This window comes from Gluconobacter sp. NFX36 (assembly GCF_049887835.1).
Lineage (GTDB): Bacteria > Pseudomonadota > Alphaproteobacteria > Acetobacterales > Acetobacteraceae > Gluconobacter > Gluconobacter japonicus_A.
Map to the genome: position 1 here is coordinate 1 of NZ_JAGEKJ010000014.1, position 16,790 is coordinate 16,790.

Annotated in this window: 12 protein-coding genes; 4 read left to right on the forward strand and 8 right to left on the reverse strand. The window is 55.2% G+C overall.

Annotation, left to right across the window (positions count from 1 at the left end; genetic code table 11):
- Window positions 1-236: 236 nt before the first annotated feature.
- The 4 genes from J4P41_RS12820 to J4P41_RS12835 all read left to right on the forward strand — a co-directional run bounded on the left by J4P41_RS12820 (window position 237) and on the right by J4P41_RS12835 (window position 3,253).
- Complete coding sequence (locus J4P41_RS12820) at window positions 237-1,058, forward strand: hypothetical protein (protein WP_426067434.1); 822 nt, start codon at window positions 237-239, stop codon at window positions 1,056-1,058.
- Between the two features lie 434 nt (window positions 1,059-1,492).
- Window positions 1,493-1,678, forward strand: a complete 186-nt coding sequence (locus J4P41_RS12825) for a hypothetical protein (RefSeq protein ID WP_010505115.1) — start codon at window positions 1,493-1,495, stop codon at window positions 1,676-1,678.
- 115 nt (window positions 1,679-1,793) lie between these two features.
- Window positions 1,794-2,453, forward strand: a complete 660-nt coding sequence (locus J4P41_RS12830; protein ID WP_426067435.1) for a hypothetical protein — start codon at window positions 1,794-1,796, stop codon at window positions 2,451-2,453.
- 86 nt (window positions 2,454-2,539) lie between these two features.
- Window positions 2,540-3,253: a hypothetical protein gene (locus J4P41_RS12835; RefSeq protein WP_426067436.1), complete on the forward strand. Its 714-nt coding sequence runs from the start codon at window positions 2,540-2,542 to the stop codon at window positions 3,251-3,253.
- Window positions 3,254-3,450: 197 nt separating this feature from the next.
- On the opposite strand, the gene J4P41_RS12840 is transcribed toward J4P41_RS12835, so the two are convergent.
- The 8 genes from J4P41_RS12840 to J4P41_RS12875 form a co-directional block, all read right to left on the reverse strand.
- Window positions 3,451-4,530: an IS5 family transposase gene (locus tag J4P41_RS12840; RefSeq protein WP_426067437.1), complete on the reverse strand. Its 1,080-nt coding sequence runs from the start codon at window positions 4,528-4,530 to the stop codon at window positions 3,451-3,453.
- 252 nt (window positions 4,531-4,782) lie between these two features.
- A complete protein-coding gene (locus J4P41_RS12845) occupies window positions 4,783-5,256 on the reverse strand; it encodes a nitrate reductase associated protein (protein WP_153431054.1) in 474 nt (157 codons plus the stop codon).
- Between the two features lie 28 nt (window positions 5,257-5,284).
- Complete coding sequence (locus J4P41_RS12850) at window positions 5,285-6,265, reverse strand: CmpA/NrtA family ABC transporter substrate-binding protein (protein WP_426067438.1); 981 nt, start codon at window positions 6,263-6,265, stop codon at window positions 5,285-5,287.
- Window positions 6,262-6,843, reverse strand: coding sequence for an ANTAR domain-containing response regulator (locus J4P41_RS12855; protein ID WP_034881312.1), 582 nt, complete (start codon window positions 6,841-6,843; stop codon window positions 6,262-6,264). The genes J4P41_RS12850 and J4P41_RS12855 overlap by 4 nt, the downstream gene beginning before the upstream one ends.
- Before the next feature lie 15 nt (window positions 6,844-6,858).
- A complete protein-coding gene (locus J4P41_RS12860) occupies window positions 6,859-10,782 on the reverse strand; it encodes a molybdopterin-dependent oxidoreductase (RefSeq protein WP_426067439.1) in 3,924 nt (1,307 codons plus the stop codon).
- Window positions 10,783-10,788: 6 nt separating this feature from the next.
- Window positions 10,789-13,689, reverse strand: coding sequence for a nitrite reductase large subunit NirB (gene nirB, locus J4P41_RS12865; RefSeq protein WP_426067440.1), 2,901 nt, complete (start codon window positions 13,687-13,689; stop codon window positions 10,789-10,791).
- A 26-nt stretch (window positions 13,690-13,715) separates the two neighbouring features.
- Window positions 13,716-15,362 (reverse strand): alginate export family protein, encoded by a 1,647-nt coding sequence (locus J4P41_RS12870; protein WP_426067441.1) that lies wholly within the window; start codon window positions 15,360-15,362, stop codon window positions 13,716-13,718.
- Window positions 15,362-16,543: a nitrate/nitrite transporter gene (locus tag J4P41_RS12875; RefSeq protein WP_426067442.1), complete on the reverse strand. Its 1,182-nt coding sequence runs from the start codon at window positions 16,541-16,543 to the stop codon at window positions 15,362-15,364. The genes J4P41_RS12870 and J4P41_RS12875 overlap by 1 nt, the downstream gene beginning before the upstream one ends.
- Window positions 16,544-16,790: the final 247 nt, after the last annotated feature.

Sequence of the window (16,790 nt, forward strand, 5' to 3'; positions counted from 1 at the left end):
TCTTTGGGAAAAAGGGCCGCAGACGATCCATCTGTTCATCCGTCAGCCAAAACAGGTCGCTCATCTCCAGTCTCCTCACAGAGCCTGAATCAGATTTCCTTAATCAAATCAATGGGTCCTGAGCCTAGCAGCGTGCGATGAGAGCATAATGTCACATGAGATACTCTTTTATCGGCTGAGCAGTCATGCAAGTATTTTGAATAGACTCCAGACTGCTTTACTTCGAGGATATCGATATGACGATCTCTAACCTGTCGTCGTTGGACGACATTAGTAAATTTTCACAAGGGCTGGAAAAAGCCGGCATCGACCCGTCAGAGCTTATCCGAATGTTCGATGCCGTGATGGCGCAGGAAGGAGAGAAAAAAAATGTCTCTCTAGCCGCATCTGCTCCCGCACAGGGCTCGGCTTCGCCGGTCGCATCCGTATCGGCAGCTGCGGCGCCATCGGCTACTCCTGTCGCGGTTGCGGACAAGGCTGCGGGAACGGGAGAAAATTCGGTCAGTATCTCCAATACCAGCAATCACGACGAAAAAATCGGTGAGTTCCTGAACGGTGGCTCAACGACAGCACCTGTGGCGGAAATCACGCTCAAGCCTGGCGAGACTGGAAAATTGACTTACGCGAACGGGCAGGGCGGCTTTATGGCGGAGGCAGATTCCTCCGGCGCGTACAAGCCCAGTGCATCGCGCCTCGAGTTTTATGCCGATGCCAAGGGAATAAATAATATGGATGTGAGTTATATCGACGGGCGGAACGCGGCGATTCAGGTTTCTGACGGCAAGGGAAAGAGCGCAGGCGACACGCAGAATATCGCGTCGCAGGCCCCGTCGGATATCGTCAGTCATGACAGCGGCGGCAATGCGACGGTTACTGGCTGGTATGATGGTTCGAGCGCCGCGATGCAGGCTGGGGGGAGCTTCATGGAGCAGAAACTGGGAACTGGGAACGCATATATTCATCCCGATGATGACCAGAAGAGAACGCAATCGGCAAATCCGATGACGATGGCGCAGGACAGTAGCCAGAATTATACAGCCAGTTTCGGCGATGCCTGAAGAAGCCCTGGTACGGTTAAAAAAAACGGGGACGAGAGTCCCCCGTTTTTTTTTGGACAACACAAGATTTATCGTGTGAGTGATAAGTTTTCTTTGTCACGGTGGCTTCATAAATTTTTCATATATTTCTCAATTCTGTAACGACGTATGTCGTATCTTCATTTCGACTTCATTCGTAAAAAATTTATGAAAAAACGGCAATATGTGGCCGTTTCCAGAGGATGGCGTAGGGCCGGACTGACTGCATCTCGGGTCTTTCGTGTTGTTGCGGCCCCGTGCGACACGTCAGGTTCTGATCAGCTTCGTAAAATAACAATGATGGGCAGGAGAGGGCGATATCTGGTTGTCAGGTCGGGACTTCTCTCATTGTGCAGACACTCCGACGATAAATGTCGGGTTCAGCGTTATCGATTTTGTATCGAAAGGTTTTTCTTATGAGCGGCACCACTTCCGATATGAGCAGCACACTGTCTTCGATCATGCAGCAGTCTCAGGCGATGGAAGAACAGAACCTGCAGGAACAGTTCGAGATGTCGAAGCTTTCCAACTCCCAGTCTCTCGCAAACAACTTCGAGCAGACCATGGCCAGCAATGCCAAGCAGGCATTCTCCAAGGACTGATCTGAGCTTTTGGCTTCAGGGAGTTCTGGCGAGTACCGTTCGGAAGCCTCTGGCCACTAGCTTCAGTTTTTTGCCGCTTAACGGCAGCATAAACATTATTTTTACGGAATGAAAAATGTCTGATGTGTCGTTGAGCGGTAACATGACGATTGACGTGCAGACTCTCCAGTCGATGGTGGAGCAAGGGGGCTCGGCTGGCAATCAGAATATTCAGGATTTCGCACGTGCCGTAATGCGTGAGGCGCAGCAAAAAGGGAATGGCCAGGAAGCTCAGGCCGCCTCGAATATTGCAGGCAGCCTCAGCGACGGCACATATAGTCAGGGTGCGAGCAATGATGCCCTCTACGCCAGTCTGCAGGGCCAGTCTGTTGATTCGATTGGTCTCGGGATCGAAAATACACGCAACCGCATCGTGTCCGGTGATTCGTCATCTTCAATCGTCCACGATCTAGACGCACTTGGTACCGAGATTGGCGGAGATGACGGGGCCAAGCTGAAGGCAATCGCTGCTCAGGTTTCCAATGGCACGGCAACTACTACCAGTGCAGTCTCTCTGCTCAACCAGCTGGGGCAACAGCATGGCCTATCAGATGTGACGACGGGATCGAGCTCTGGCGCGTTCACGACAACGCCGCTTTCCATCAACTTGCGGAGCGGCGTGGAGCAAGGTGAGGAAGCAGGCGCTTTCTTCGCCGCCATGTTTGGCAGCCAGCAGCTGAAATTTTCCTCAACTGATGAATTTCCGACACTTGATAAGAATGAAAAGAATGCCTGAGGAAATTGTACGGTAATCGCCAGGCGGCGATCACTGAACTCTCAGGGCATAATAATCACCGAATTACAAATGTAAGGAAATAAACCATGGAAGCTGTCAGCCACCCAACCTCTTCGCACCTCCCGGAAACTGTTCCGACGGAGACTGGGGGGAGAGCCAAGCCCGACGCCACGCATTCGTCCGGTAACAGTGCAGGCAGCGACACGACTGCGATCGAACAGTTTCTCCAACTCCTTCAGCAGGCTGAAGGTTCTGTATCGGGGTCCGGATCTGCAAATCCTAATCTTGGGCAGCTTGGAAGTGCTTTTGGTGGCGGAGACGGTACGCAATCTCCGACCAGCACGGACCCCTCAGCCAATCCTCTGGGTTATGAAGGCAGTCAGGGCGCGCAGGGTTCAACCGCAACCAATAGCACCGGCCAAGCTGACTTCGCCAATGCAGTTACGGATCTGCACAGCAAGGACCAAGAGGCATTCGATCAGTTCCAGAAAGATGCCAATGACGGTAACGGTAACGCAATGGTCAATGATATCATTGCTGACTACAAAAACGGTGACCTCACGAAAGACCAGGCCAACGCTCTGGCGTTGGATGTGCAGCAGGTGGCTAATGTCAATGGCGGTGGCAAAATCAACAAAAAAGAGCGTCATCAATTGCAGGAGGCGCTGGGAAACAATGGTGATGTCATCACGAATGGTCACACCAGGGGCGCGGACTGGTGGAAAGAGCACGGCAGCCAGTTTCTAGATGGACTTGGTCTCGCAGCCCAGGTCGGTACGGAAGTTGCGACAAAAGCCTAAGTATTTGGTCCCGTGGTTTGATGGTTTAAATTGATGATGAATCTTTCTGGCTCTGAAGTCCAGATGGAGGGATCGAAGAACTATTGGTTGATGTACCTTGGTTTTGATTTTGGGCTTTTGGCGTGCTGATTGACGCTATCTGGGGTAGCATTCGATCTGCGTTTTGAGCAGATCGAGTGTTGTCCCCTGCTGAATGACTACGCGCTGGCGTTCAATCTTTCGAGGAAGAGGAAGCGGCGCATGTTGTAGACGATATTGGCCAGGCCGATCCTCATGGTGGCCCGGGTGATACCGATAGTTCGGACGAACAAACCCATTTGCGATTTCTGATCGGCAAAGACATGCTCGACACGCGAGCGGATGACCGACTTTCCAGCATTCGATTTCTGGATATGTTGGGGCATAGGTTTGAGATGCGGCTTTTTTCTGTGAGCCTTCGAGACAAAGCCCTGCTTTTCCATGAAGTCTTCATTGGCTTTTGAGCGATACGCTGTATCAGCCCAGACGCTTGAGGCCGTATTGGCTTTATCCAGCAGCCCCTCTCTTAATCGCGCGCCATCACTGGCAGCGGCATCCGTCGTCTTCCATTTCCGGATGAACCGATACTTCCGGTCGATGGAGACGTGAGATTTGTAGCCAAAGAACGGAATGGCGAGATCACTCGACGGCATGGTTCCGTCATCCTGCCGCTTCGCCTTCGTGAACTTCAGCGTCCAGCGCGCGTGACGGTCCTTGTGCGACAACTTTGCCGGCTTGTCCTGCCAGTCTTCAGGGATACGTCCTGCCCGCAGGTCCGCTTTCTCGACGTTCGTGTTGCGCTGCTTTGGAGCAGCCACCAGTGTTGCGTCCAGGATCTGACCTGACATCGGGAGATAGCCAGCGTTCTTCAAAGTAGCGTCAAAGCGGTCGAACAGTCTTTCAATCGCACCTGCTTGGGTCAGGCGTTCACGGAACAGCCAGATTGTTTTGGCGTCAGGTACACGGTCCGACAGCCCCAATACCAGAAAGCGCATGAAGGACAGGCGGTCGTTGATCAGGTATTCCGTCCGTTCGTCGGACAGATTGTTCAGCGTCTGGATGACCAGAATTTTGAACATCAGCACCGGATCAAACGGCGGTCGCCCGCCCTTACTCCCAGCTGAATACGCCAGAGCCTTCTCCAGCTCCGGGCGAAACACCTCAAACTCCACAGTCCGGGAAAACGCTTCGAGCTGATCACCGAGCCCGCTTAGCCGAGCAAGCCGCTCTTCAACATCAAAAAATCCCGCCTGTTTCATCTTCCATATCCCAATCAACGCACGAGAAATGGAATCACAGAGCAGACCTCAAAACCAGAGGGTTTTTCGAACCCTCCAGGTTAGTGGAAACAAAAAAGGAATATTTTAACATTCACTTATTTTTCAAAAAAAACAAGAATATTAACAAATATGCAGCCAAATTTCTCCGTGTATAAGGACAAATGGGATATCTCTCGACTGTAAAATATATCGATTTTGGTCCGTCATTCACAAATTTTTTTTGAATGTATACTATTCGCGGCCCTGAAAAATAAATTCTTTCAAAGCGACAGGAAGATTATGATTTTCGTGGCCAGATCGGCAAAGCTTTACAAGCGAAAAGCGTTGCAAGGGCGTTAAGGTTGCCCATTTTTGCAGTGGTATAGAGGAAAGTTCTTTCTCCATAATCTGCTTTTGGAGGCACAGGGGCACCGACTGGCTATCCTGCCATTCAGTAGACTGTGGCTGATCAAGAAAAACAGGTTCTTCATTGGTGCGTGTGCGAATCAAGTCTTTCAGGAAACGACGATAGGTCAGCCTATCAGGATCTGATTCTGTCGGACGGTAGCAGAGTTCGTAACGATCGTTGTAACTGAAATGGCTCCATTGGCGGAGACTGAGTTTTATTCCACATTCATCGAGTTTCATGCGCACGCTCATTGGAATGCAGCGAAGCGTATCGGCGAAATCACGTTCGAATTCAAATATCTGTAAATCTGTGCTCATGGTTCTGTCTCCGGAAGATCTGTGTAGCTTAGGAAATAGGGGCCGGTGTGAGCCAGCCAAGTTCGTAAAGCCGCTTCATATTCGCAGGGGTTAACCAACCCTGTGCCTGCATGGCCCGGATCATCCAACTGATTGAAAGATCGACGTCTGAAGCCGAAAAATCGAATTGCATGGCGTTGAGGTTGTGCTGATCAGGCATGATCTTTTCTGTCGCTTCGCGTGGAAGGGCCAGGCCGCCGTTCGCCAGGGGGCTGGAAAGTTGACGAACGATCTCCGCAGAATTGCTGGGGTTCATACAGAAGCGTGTTGCTTCGCCAATGGCGGCCTGCAAAGCTTGCGTCAGCGCCGGCGCACTCTGACCCCAGCGTTGTGTCGTCACGAGAGTTTTCTCCAGATGACCGGTATGGATATTGGCGGATCCAGCTACGATGGATCCGAGACCATGCAGATCGGCTTCCGTTCCCCAAGGTGGGCCCGCACAAAAGCCGTCAATTTCCGTAGCGGCCAGAGCATCTATCATGCGGTCGGGGGGCATGATGACGATTTCCACATCCTGTTCTGGATGGGCATGCAAACTTTTGAGGAAGTCCATCAGAATGAGGAAATGGGTCGAATACAGATGTACTACTGCCAGCTTGGGGCGCCGGCTTAAACCCGTACGCCAGCTTTCAAAATTTCGGTGCTTTGTCACGTCATCCGTTCCCAGGAACGGTGGGAGGTGCTGTCCACGAAGAACAACCGTGTTGCCGCCACGGCTGATAGGGATACCCCGGTGCAGGCCGATTTCCCGACCGCGATGACCCAGCGCCGTCATGATCGCCAAAGGAGGGAAAACCAGCGCAGCGTCCAGTCCATTCCAGACAAGACCATCTGCGATATTGGCCCACGATGGCGAGACTATCAGTTCCGCATCCAGACCATGTTTTTCAAATATTCCGAGATTGCGGGCGATAATCAGAGGGGCGCTATCTGCCAGCCTCAGCAGGCCTATTCTGATGGCAGAACTCATGATGCATCATCCTTGGTGTGAACCCGGAGGTAGTCAGTGGCAACATCCACCAGCTTACGGGCCTGCTGCATGGCTCGGCGTCTGAACCAGCGATAGGCTTCTGCCTCGCTGCAGCGTTCGTTACGCATGAAGATTTTCTTTGCTGTATCGACAGTTTCCCGATCCGAAAGGACCTGTCGGGCCGCTTTCAGCTCGGCTGCTGTTTCCTGAAAGCGACGGTATAGTGCAATCGCCGACCGAAGCAGGGGTTTGACGTCCCGAGGCGGCGTATCCATCACGTTGTAGGAACAGACGCCAGCCGCAAAAGCATCTTCCATGAGCGCTTCGTCATCTTCGTCGACAAACAGGGCGACGGGGCGCTCCAACCCGGAGGAGGATAGCGCCCGCACACTGTCCAGTCCGTCGCGGTCGGCGCGGCAGATGTCCACGAGCACAATGTCAGGAACGTGAGCTTTGACCGCTGAAATCAGACTTTCGTACCCTTCAAGTCGAATGACCTCCAATGAAGAATCAGCTTTCAAAATCTCTGACAGGGCGCCAGCCCGCTGGGAGTTCTCGTCTGCGAGAAGAATTTTCATTGTCATGGAGCTATATCAGTACACATCACGGACGTATCGCCCATTTCTTACAAGGTTACTGACATACTCATCGGCCTGTTCCGTGGACATACCGCCATAGCGGGCTACGATACGGCGCAGGGCGCTATCGACGTCCCTGGCCATTCGCGCAGCATCTCCGCACACGTAGAAATATGCGCCTCCATGCAGCCATCTCCAGAGTTCTTCGCCGTTTTCTTCCATGCGGTCCTGGACATAGATCCGCTGGTCCTGATCACGGGAAAATGCCGTATGCAGATGTGTCAGGCATCCCTGTTCCATGAAGCCTTCCAGCTCCTCGCGATAGTAAAACCCGTTTTCTGCATGACGCTCTCCGAAGAAAAGCCAGTTTCGGCCCGGGCTGTTACAGGCCGCCCGCTCCTGGAGGAAAGCACGGAAGGGGGCAATTCCTGTGCCTGGCCCCACCATGATGACAGATTTGGTATGATCGTCAGGTAAACGGAACTGGGATGTGGTCTGTAGGAAAACCGGGACCTCGGAATCTTCGTGTAAACTTCCCAGCCAGTTTGAGCACAGACCAGGGTAAGGCTCATTATTGACACCCACCGTGATGTGTACGCTGTCAGGGTATGCTTTCAGCGATGATGCGATTGAATAGAGGCGAGGCTGCATCCGGCGGAAAAGGTTCGGGATATCCTGAGCCTGCACGCCGATTTTGGCTGTTGCCAGCAGCTCCGGCAGGTAGCTGGAAGACGGCGCCCCCAATTTTTCCAGCAACGCCGGAGACGGTCGGGACAGATCGAAATGTCTGGTCAGGGCGTCTGCGAGCGACACAGTTCCATGACCTCGCACTGAGACTGTTGTGCCGGAAGGTAGTCCCAGAGAGCTTAGAACGCTCTCAACAGTTGAGTCAGCATTGCAGGGCCAGACCCCCAGAGCATCCCCAGGTTCATAGTGCAATTCTGTCCCGGAGAGATCCAGAACGATCTGTCGTGTTTCCTTGTCGCTGTTCCTTCCCGTCAGGCAGTGATTAAGGCTGATGCGTGCAATCGCAGGGTTGGCTCGGGTGATGGCTGGTGCGTCCGGTAACGGAACGGCTGGGACTGGGACCGTTTTGGCACCCAGGGCAGCCAGAAATCTGTGCTGCCAAGCCTCAACGGTTTCTTCGTAATCGGGCTCACAATCCTGTCGTGGCATAAGCGGGGTTGCGCCGAGCGCGATCAGGCGATCATCAAGAGCCCGACCAAACCCGCAGAAACTGGCGTATGAAGAATCCCCAAGAGCTATCATGGCGTAACGGATATCTTCGCGCAGTTCCTGGGTATTGCGAAGCTCATCCCAGAAAGCACTGGCGCTATCAGGGGCATCTCCGTCGCCGAAGGTGGAAACGACGAAGAGGACCGTTCCGCAAAGATCGGCGGGTTTGCTGGTATCCAGACTCATGGCATCGACACCGTAGCCGCTTTCTTTCAGCCAGACAGCGAGTTCTTCAGCCAGACCTTCTGCCCGACCTGTCTGGGACGCCCACCGAAGAAGAAGCCTTGGTTGGGTACCGGTCGGACTTTCCGAAACAGCAGGATCCTTCGACACAGGGCTGCGGGCATACAGACCAGCCAGAAGGCCATTAATTCTGGCTTTCTGCTCTGTCGGCAAAGGAGCACTCGGGGGAACAAAGGGAAGCTCGTTTGCCGGTGGGGCAAGTTTCAGGCCGTCCATGAATCCCGTCAACCACTGGCGACTTTCAACGGACAGGACCAGGGGTTCCGCTCGAGCGAGGCCAAGATGCTGTGTCAGATAATCAAGCGGCATGGCAGGAGCGTTCTCCTCTGCGGGAACAGAAACAGTTTCGATGCGCGAGAGGGACACTGCGCAGTGTTTGATCCCGGGCTGAAGGGAGACGGGGTCCGTGAAATCGGCCGTGACAGCATTGATTGTCAGATTTTCGCCGAAGCGGTCGTTCCAGTGAAAGGGTGCAAAGCATGTTCCCGGCGCAACGCGGTCAGTTGGACGGGCGGGAAGGATTGCGGTGCCCCGGCGGGAACGGAGTTCGACGGGATCGTCCTTGCACAGGCCCAGCCGTTCGGCATCAGCAAGAGCGATTTCCACGAAAGGGCCGGAATTGAGCTTGTTAAGTCCATCGACCCGACCAGTTTTGGTGAGCGTGTGCCATTGATGCTGGAGGCGCCCGGTGTTGAGCAGGAAAGGGAATTCGTCGTCCGGCTGTTCTTCCAAGGGGAGATAAGGTCGGGCATGAAAAGCCGCTTTTCCGTCGTCAGTGGCGAAAACAGGCGGTTTATTCGGGTCAGGCCGGTAGCGGATCGGATGGCGGGGCAGGGCGTCTCCCGTCTGGCTAGGCCACTGGACGGGACCGGATTTCAGACGGTCGTGGCTGACTCCGGAAATATCGTAGCCTGTCCTGGGATTGGCGAAACGGCTGGCTTCGTCAAAGACTTCAGTAGAAGATGAGAAAGTGAAAGCCTCCTCAAAGCCCATCTCACAGGCGACACGTGCAATGATGTCCCAGTCTGCCATGGCTTCACCGGGCGGAGAGACAGCCTGCCGGGCCAGCGTCATGGTGCGGTCAGAGTTGACCAGCACGCCATCTCCTTCGGCCCATAACGCACCCGGCAGAAGAATATCCGCATAAGCCGCCGTTTCCGTGTCGGCGTAGGCATCCTGAACAATGACCAGATCAGCGGCTTCAAGAGCCGCGGTAACGTTGGCACGGCGTGGCACAGTCGCGACAGGGTTTGTGCAGATGATCCAGCAGGCACGGATTTCACCGCGGGTCATGGCTTCGAACATGGCTATCGCGCCATGGCCACCTGCTTTGCGAATGGTTCCTGCGGGCAGCTTCCATTGTTGCTCGACAAAGGCCCGGTCATCATCGACCAATGCCGAGCGCTGGCCGGGGAGGCCGGGGCCCATATAGCCCATTTCTCGACCACCCATGGCATTGGGCTGTCCTGTGAGGGAAAACGGTCCGGCGCCCGGGCGGCAAATGGCGCCAGTGGCAAGATGAAGATTGCAGATCGCGTTGGTATTCCAGGCTCCTGAAGTGCTCTGGTTCAGTCCCATGGTCCACAGCGTCAGCCACGCATCGGCTTCCGCAATCCATCTGGCGGCTGTTTCGATATCATCTTGTGGAAGGCCGGTAATCCCGGCAACGCGTTCGGGAGAATAATCTGCCAGAAAAGCTGGCATATCGCTCCAGTCCTTCGTTGCACTGGCGATAAAGTCCGGATCTATCGCGTCATCACGAACCAGAATGTGAAGAATGCCGTTCAGCAGGGCGAGATCGGTGCCTGGGCGGATCTGAAGGAACAGGTCCGCCTTGTCTGCCGTAGCGGTCCGTCGTGGATCAACGACGATGAGTTTAGCTCCCTGACGTTTGCGGTCCATCAGGCGCAGGAACAGGATCGGATGGCAGTCGGCCATATTGGCGCCGATCACGAAGAACAGGTCCGTGCAGTCGAAATCCTCGTAGCTTCCCGGAGGGGCATCTGCGCCCAGGGAGAGTTTGTAGCCAGCTCCCGCCGCCGCCATGCACAGACGGGAGTTGGACTCGATATGCTGGGTTCTCAGGTATCCTTTGACGAGTTTGTTCGCCAGATACTGCGCTTCCAGAGACATCTGGCCGGAGACGTAAAGGGAGATCGCATCCGGGCCGTATTCTTCCAGAATCTGCTTCAGGCGACGGGCTGTTTCTCTGATGGCTGCGTCCATTCGGGTGGGAACGGGCAGAGACGTCCTGTGCGGCCGGATCTGCGGCATATCCAGCCGTGTAGACGATGACACCGGTTTGTCGCAGGAACTTCCTTTGGTGCATAGGCGACCACCATTCGTCGGGTGCTCGGTATCTCCGCGCACCTTGACGATCTGATGGTTCTCAACCTCCAGCACGATGCCGCAGCCGACACCGCAATAGGGGCAGACAGAACGGATGTCTTCCCGTGTCATGAACAGTTAAGCAGACAGGCGTTCTGCGATGGTCTCCATAACCCTGGCGCGGATTTCAACCTTGCCTTCGGGGGTCAGACGCGTGTCCCACGTTCGCAGGGATTTGCTGGAATCTTCAAGACAGATCCCGTTTTCCAGATTGAAATGCTGTTTGTAAAGCGGGGAGGCGACAACGAGCTGCCCCCGCAGATCCCCTATGATGCCGCGTCCGATGATATTGGCCTTCGAGAATGGGTCATGGTTGTCCACGGCAAAAACGCGGGCGGATGTGTTTTCCGTTTCCGGCAGATAAAACAGGGCGATCTGCGCACCTTCATACCAGGCAACCACGCCTGATCGTGGGACCAGATCGTTCTTGTCGCACAGGGCCGTCCATTCCACCGGACCCGCGCCTTCCAAAAGGGTAGCCTGATTGGGGGCTGGTTTGACCTGATCGCGCTCGGGAACAAGCTGAACGTTTGGATCGGGGCGGCTGTCATTGACAAAAGTGCGGAAGCGCTTGAGCTTCTCGCCGTCCGTCAGGGCATCCTTCCATTCACAGTGGTATGTTTCGACCACATGCTGCATCTGCTGTTCCAGCTCTTCGGCAATGCCAAGGCTGTCCTTGATGATGACGTCTTTGAGATAATCGAGACCGCCCTCCAGACCTTCCCGCCAGACAGACGTGCGCTGGAGCTTGTCTGCGGTACGGATGTAGAACATCAGGAAGCGGTCGATGTATTTCACGAGCGTTTCTGAATCGAGATCGGTCGCGAAAAGCTCTGCATGGCGCGGACGCATCCCGCCATTGCCACAGACATACAGGTTCCAGCCGTTTTCCGTAGCGATAATGCCCACATCCTTGCTCTGGGCCTCGGCGCATTCCCGCGTACAGCCGGATACGGCGAATTTGAGCTTGTGCGGAGAGCGCAGCCCCTTATAGCGGTTCTCAAGATCCAGCGCCTTACCGACGCTATCCTGCACGCCATAACGGCACCATGTGCTGCCAACACAGGATTTTACCGTCCGTGTGGACTTTCCATAAGCATGGCCCGTCTCAAATCCTGCCTCCAGAAGCTCTCCCCAGATTTCGGGAAGCTGGTGGAGTTGAGCGCCAAACAGATCGACACGCTGGCCACCGGTGATCTTGGTGTAGAGGCCATATTTCTTTGCAACCTGCCCCAGGACAATCAGCTTGTCCGGGGTAATTTCGCCACCTGCAATGCGGGGAACAACGGAATAGGTCCCGTTCTTCTGCATATTGGCCATGAACGTGTCGTTCGTGTCCTGCAAAGGAATATAGAGCGGATCGGTGATCGGCTTGTTCCATGCCGAGGCAAGGATCGAGCCAATGGTTGGTTTGCAGATATCGCAGCCTAAACCGCCATTACCATGGCGTGTCATCAGCTCTTCAAAGCTGCGGATGCCATGGACACGAACGAGGGAGTACAACTCCTGACGTGTATGGGAAAAATGCTCGCAAAGGCTGTGATCGACCTCGATGCCCCGGGCGAAAAGTTCCGTTTCGAACACGCTCTTGAGCAGAGCCGCGCAGCCGCCGCAGCCTGTACTGGCCTTTGTGCTCTGCTTGAGCGTGGCCAGATCGGCGCAACCCGCATCAATGGCGCTACAGATCGAGCCTTTCGTAACGTTGTGGCAGGAGCAGATCATGGCCGTATCAGGCAGGGCGTCCGCGCCCAGAAGCTCTGCCCCTTCACCACGCGGCAGGATCAGTGCGGCGGGGTCAGCCGGCGGTTTGATGCCGTTCTGAACATACTGGAAGATCGTGTCGTAATAGGAATTGTCCCCAACAAGGATCGCCCCTGTCACACGCTGGCCGTCCGCGGACAGAACGAGACGCCGATAGGAGCCATCGGCCTCGCCGATGAAGCGATAGCTCGTGGCGCCGGGCTCCCGTCCGTGCGCATCGCCGATCGAACCTACATCCACACCCTGAAGCTTGAGCTTGGTGGACATGTCCGCGCCCGTAAAGGCGGCGTCTTCTCCGGCCAAAAGGGAAGCAACGGTCCGCGCCATGGTGTATCCCGGTCCGACCAGACCAAAGACCTGATCCTGCCAGAGCGCACATTCACCGATGGCGAAAATGTCCGGATCGGACGTCCGGCACTGATTGTCGATCACGAGGCCGCCCCGTGCGCCCACAGCCAGCCCGCAAGCCCTGCCAAGCTGATCGGTCGGGCGGATACCGGCAGAGAAAACAACCATATCGGTTTCAAAAGAAGGACTGTTCGCAAACACCAAGCGATGACGTTTTTGTTCGCCGGCGACAATCTCTTTGGTCGCGTGGGAGGTTCTCACATCAATCCCAAGCGTCTCAATGCGCCTGCGAAGCGCGCGACCGCCCTCTTCATCAAGCTGGGCCGACATCAGATGCGTTCCAAGCTGCACGACACTGACGTCCAGCCCCAGAAGTTTCAGGGCATGAGCGGCTTCCAGTCCCAGCAGGCCGCCACCAATGACGGTTCCATGGCTGGCTCCTTTAGCGGCAGCGCGGATGATGTCCAGGTCCTCAAGCGTGCGGTAGACAAGACCTGCACTTCCGGTATTGCCTGGTATTGACGGCACGAACGGGACGGAGCCTGTCGCTAAAATCAGTGTGCTGTAGGGAAGAATACCTTCTTCGCTTTCCACGGCCCTGGCGTCACGGTCGATCCGCAAGACAGGAACACCCAGATGCATGATGATGCCGTGAGCCGAGTGAAAATCTTCCTCATGCAAACGCAGGGCCAGCGCATCCTGACTCGTCATGTATTCCGTAAGATGAACTCGGTCATAGGCATGGTGGCGCTCAGAGCCAAAGACATGGATCTGATGCGTTTCATGCAGACCGTGCATGACGAGCTGCTCGGCACAGTAATGTCCAACCATTCCGTTGCCGATGATGATGATGTTCTCTTTCATGGTCATCTGTCCGTTCTCTGAGGCAGTCATGGTCAAAACTTGAATTCGAGAGTCTGCATGTAGAACGCGTCGCTTTTTGCGCCTGCCGTGCGCATGCTGCGAGATGCGATGAAGCCTGCGATGTCGTGAGTCCAGGTCCAATGTGGAGCAAAGTTCCAGGCAAGTTGCGTCTGGGGAGTGGCCCCAATAAAGCCGCCAGATAACCCATTGCGCCAAGAATAGATCTTGCCTGTGCCATACACCGCATCCTGTGTGCTTTCCCGCCAGAAGAAAGGCACATGCAGCTTGATGTGAAGGTTTTTCCGCAGAGCAAATGTCGCCAGAGGCCCCACACCGATCAGGTTCTGGGACGTTACGGACAATGTCACATCGTTATAGTACGGCAAGGGAAAATAAGGGGATGCAAACGTCCCGACTGCGCCATCCTTGCTATGATAGGAGCCGCCGGAAAAAAGATCGGCCTGCAGACCAGCGCTCGGCTTGGTCGCAAGATCAGGACGGTTATACAGCAGGGATGTATTAACAGCATAAGCCCGTACAGCACGGGTGGGCTGCCTTTCCTGTGCTGGCCGAAACTGGCCTCCCTGAAACACACCGCTCAGGCTCGTCGAGAAAGGGCCGATATTTCCCCATAGTCGCATGCCGACATTGTCCCGACGGCTGGAACCTGCCTCTGTACCCGTTGTCGTCGGGATAGATGCTGTGGAGCCACTGTAGAGATAGCCGATGTAAAAGACGTCTGCGAAAAGCTGACTCTTCTTTCCCATGGCTCTGAATGCAGGAAGCGCCGTGGACGTCATGGCGCCATACATCCGGGCACTGTAGTTCGTGCCATCTCCAAAGACAGCATCAGGCAGTTTGTTGGTCTGCATGAAATCAAACAGATCCACCCGAAAACGTTTCCAGATGGCATAGCCACGGATACCATCCCAGGTCTGCTGGGCATTCGTCAGGTCCCGGGCGGACTGCATGAAGACAGGCGTATCAAGGAAGACCTGTCGACCACCAATAATGCCGGCTTTGGCTCCCAGAAGATTGCCCTTCACTTCCAGAATACCCTGCTGGAGATCCAGTCGTTCCCGCTGCACCCCTGTCTGGTATCCGTAGGTATTGGAGCCTCCTGCGACGCCGTACAGGAACTCGGCATAAGCGCGGACATGCGCTCCTAGATGAAGATCGGCGCCATAAAGATTGCGCAGAAGAACCCGGTTGGCGTTGGTCTTGCCTGCCGTTCCCATCATGGGCTGGTTTTCATAGACATAACGGAGGCGTTCTTCCGCGTTCAGAGAAAGCCAGATACTTCCGCTTTCATTCAGGCGAATATATTTCAGGCGGCTGAACCAGTCATTCCTGCGCTGTTCCGGCAGGGTATTAACGATATCGCTCCAGTCTTCCGCCCAACGAACCTGACCAAAGCCCGCCATTGACCCGAAACCGGATGCGGCTCCGTTCCCCGCATTGAAAGCATCCCAGTCCGGGGAGTGCGCGGAGCGGTTTTGCTGGGTGTGAACCGGCGGAGTGACGGCTTTTGTTCTGGAGCGTTCGGACAGATGAACCCCGACATGGGGGTTGGGAGTATCGTCAGCTTTCACGGGGCTGGAGAATGCCAGCCCCCCCAAAGCAAGACCTGCCAGCACGGGCGCATAGGGAAGGGGAGAGAAGACGGAAAGACCAGTCATCAGCCGATCTCCCGCCAGCGATGGTGACACAGTATAACGGCGATGCAGGCAATCAGGCAGATCCCGGCGAAAGCGAGAAATCCCGGCCCGTAAGAATTGACGATCTGTCGGGCTTCCCCCAGTGAGAGCGCCAGGTAGAAGCCGCCGACCCCGCCGGCCATACCGACCAGCCCTGTCAGAATGCCGACCTGACGCGGGAAGCGGGCTGGAACAAGCTGAAAAACGGCGCCATTGCCCAGCCCGAGCGTTACCATCCCCAAGAGGAATACCGGGAATGCGAGATAGATCGTCGGAAGTCCAAGGGCAATGACGCAAAAGCAGCCTGCCGCGACCGCATACAGGATGGTCAGGGCTTTCGTGCCGCCCACACGGTCGGCGAAGGCTCCTCCAACTGGCCGCACAAAAGAGCCTATGAAAACGACAAATGCCGTACACGCACCAGCAACGGTGGGAGAGAGATTGTACTGGTCATTGAAATAAATGGTGAGGAACGACGCAAGACCCACAAACCCACCAAAGGTCACGCTATAGAAAAACATCAGCAGCCAGCTATCGCCGGATCCCAGAACTGGACCCCATGAGCGCAGGCCCGGAGATGCTGGCCGATTGACAGGCTCTCTGGCCAGAATAAGGAAAAGTAGCAGAACGCAGATGAGCGGAAGCGTCGCAAGGCCGATGACGTTGCGCCATCCCACCAGAACCGCCAGTCCGGGCGCAAAAAGTGAGGCCAGCGCGGTTCCTGAGTTGCCTGCGCCTGCAATGCCGAGCGCGGTTCCCTGATACTGCGGAGGATACCAGACGGAGGCAAGGGGAAGGGCAATGGCGAAAGATGCCCCAGCAACGCCAAGAATGCCCGCCAGTCCGAACATCTGACCGTAAGTATGAGGTGCAAGGTACCAGACCAGGGCAAGGCCGAAAATGACTGTAAGCTGTGCGGCAATCGCGACGCGGCGCGGGCCGAACATATCCACCAGGCCCCCAGCCAACACACGAAAGGCGGCCCCGGCCAGCACAGGCGTTGCGACTAGCAGTCCTTTCTGCCCAGCATTCAGGTGAAGGTCATGCGCAATCGCAATGCCGAGAGGACCTAACAAAACCCAGATCATGAATGAGACGTCGAAATATAGAAAAGCGGCCAGCAGGGTTGGTGCGTGCCCGGCTTTCAGGAAACCCCTGTCCACAATACATTTCCAGACGATACATCAAACAGGGATGCGTCATCGCCCATTTAGGGCCAGTGGACCGCCATTGATCCACCCTATGCGTCTCCGTCCTGACCGGACAAACCCGACTCTCCACCGGCACTGATGGAGTATCGTTACATTGTGTGTAGAGACTATATTGCAGAACGATCTGATGTCAAAATAATAAAGTATGATTGGAACGATTCCTTCTGACGGTTAAATTTCGAGTGCTGAGAAATAAATA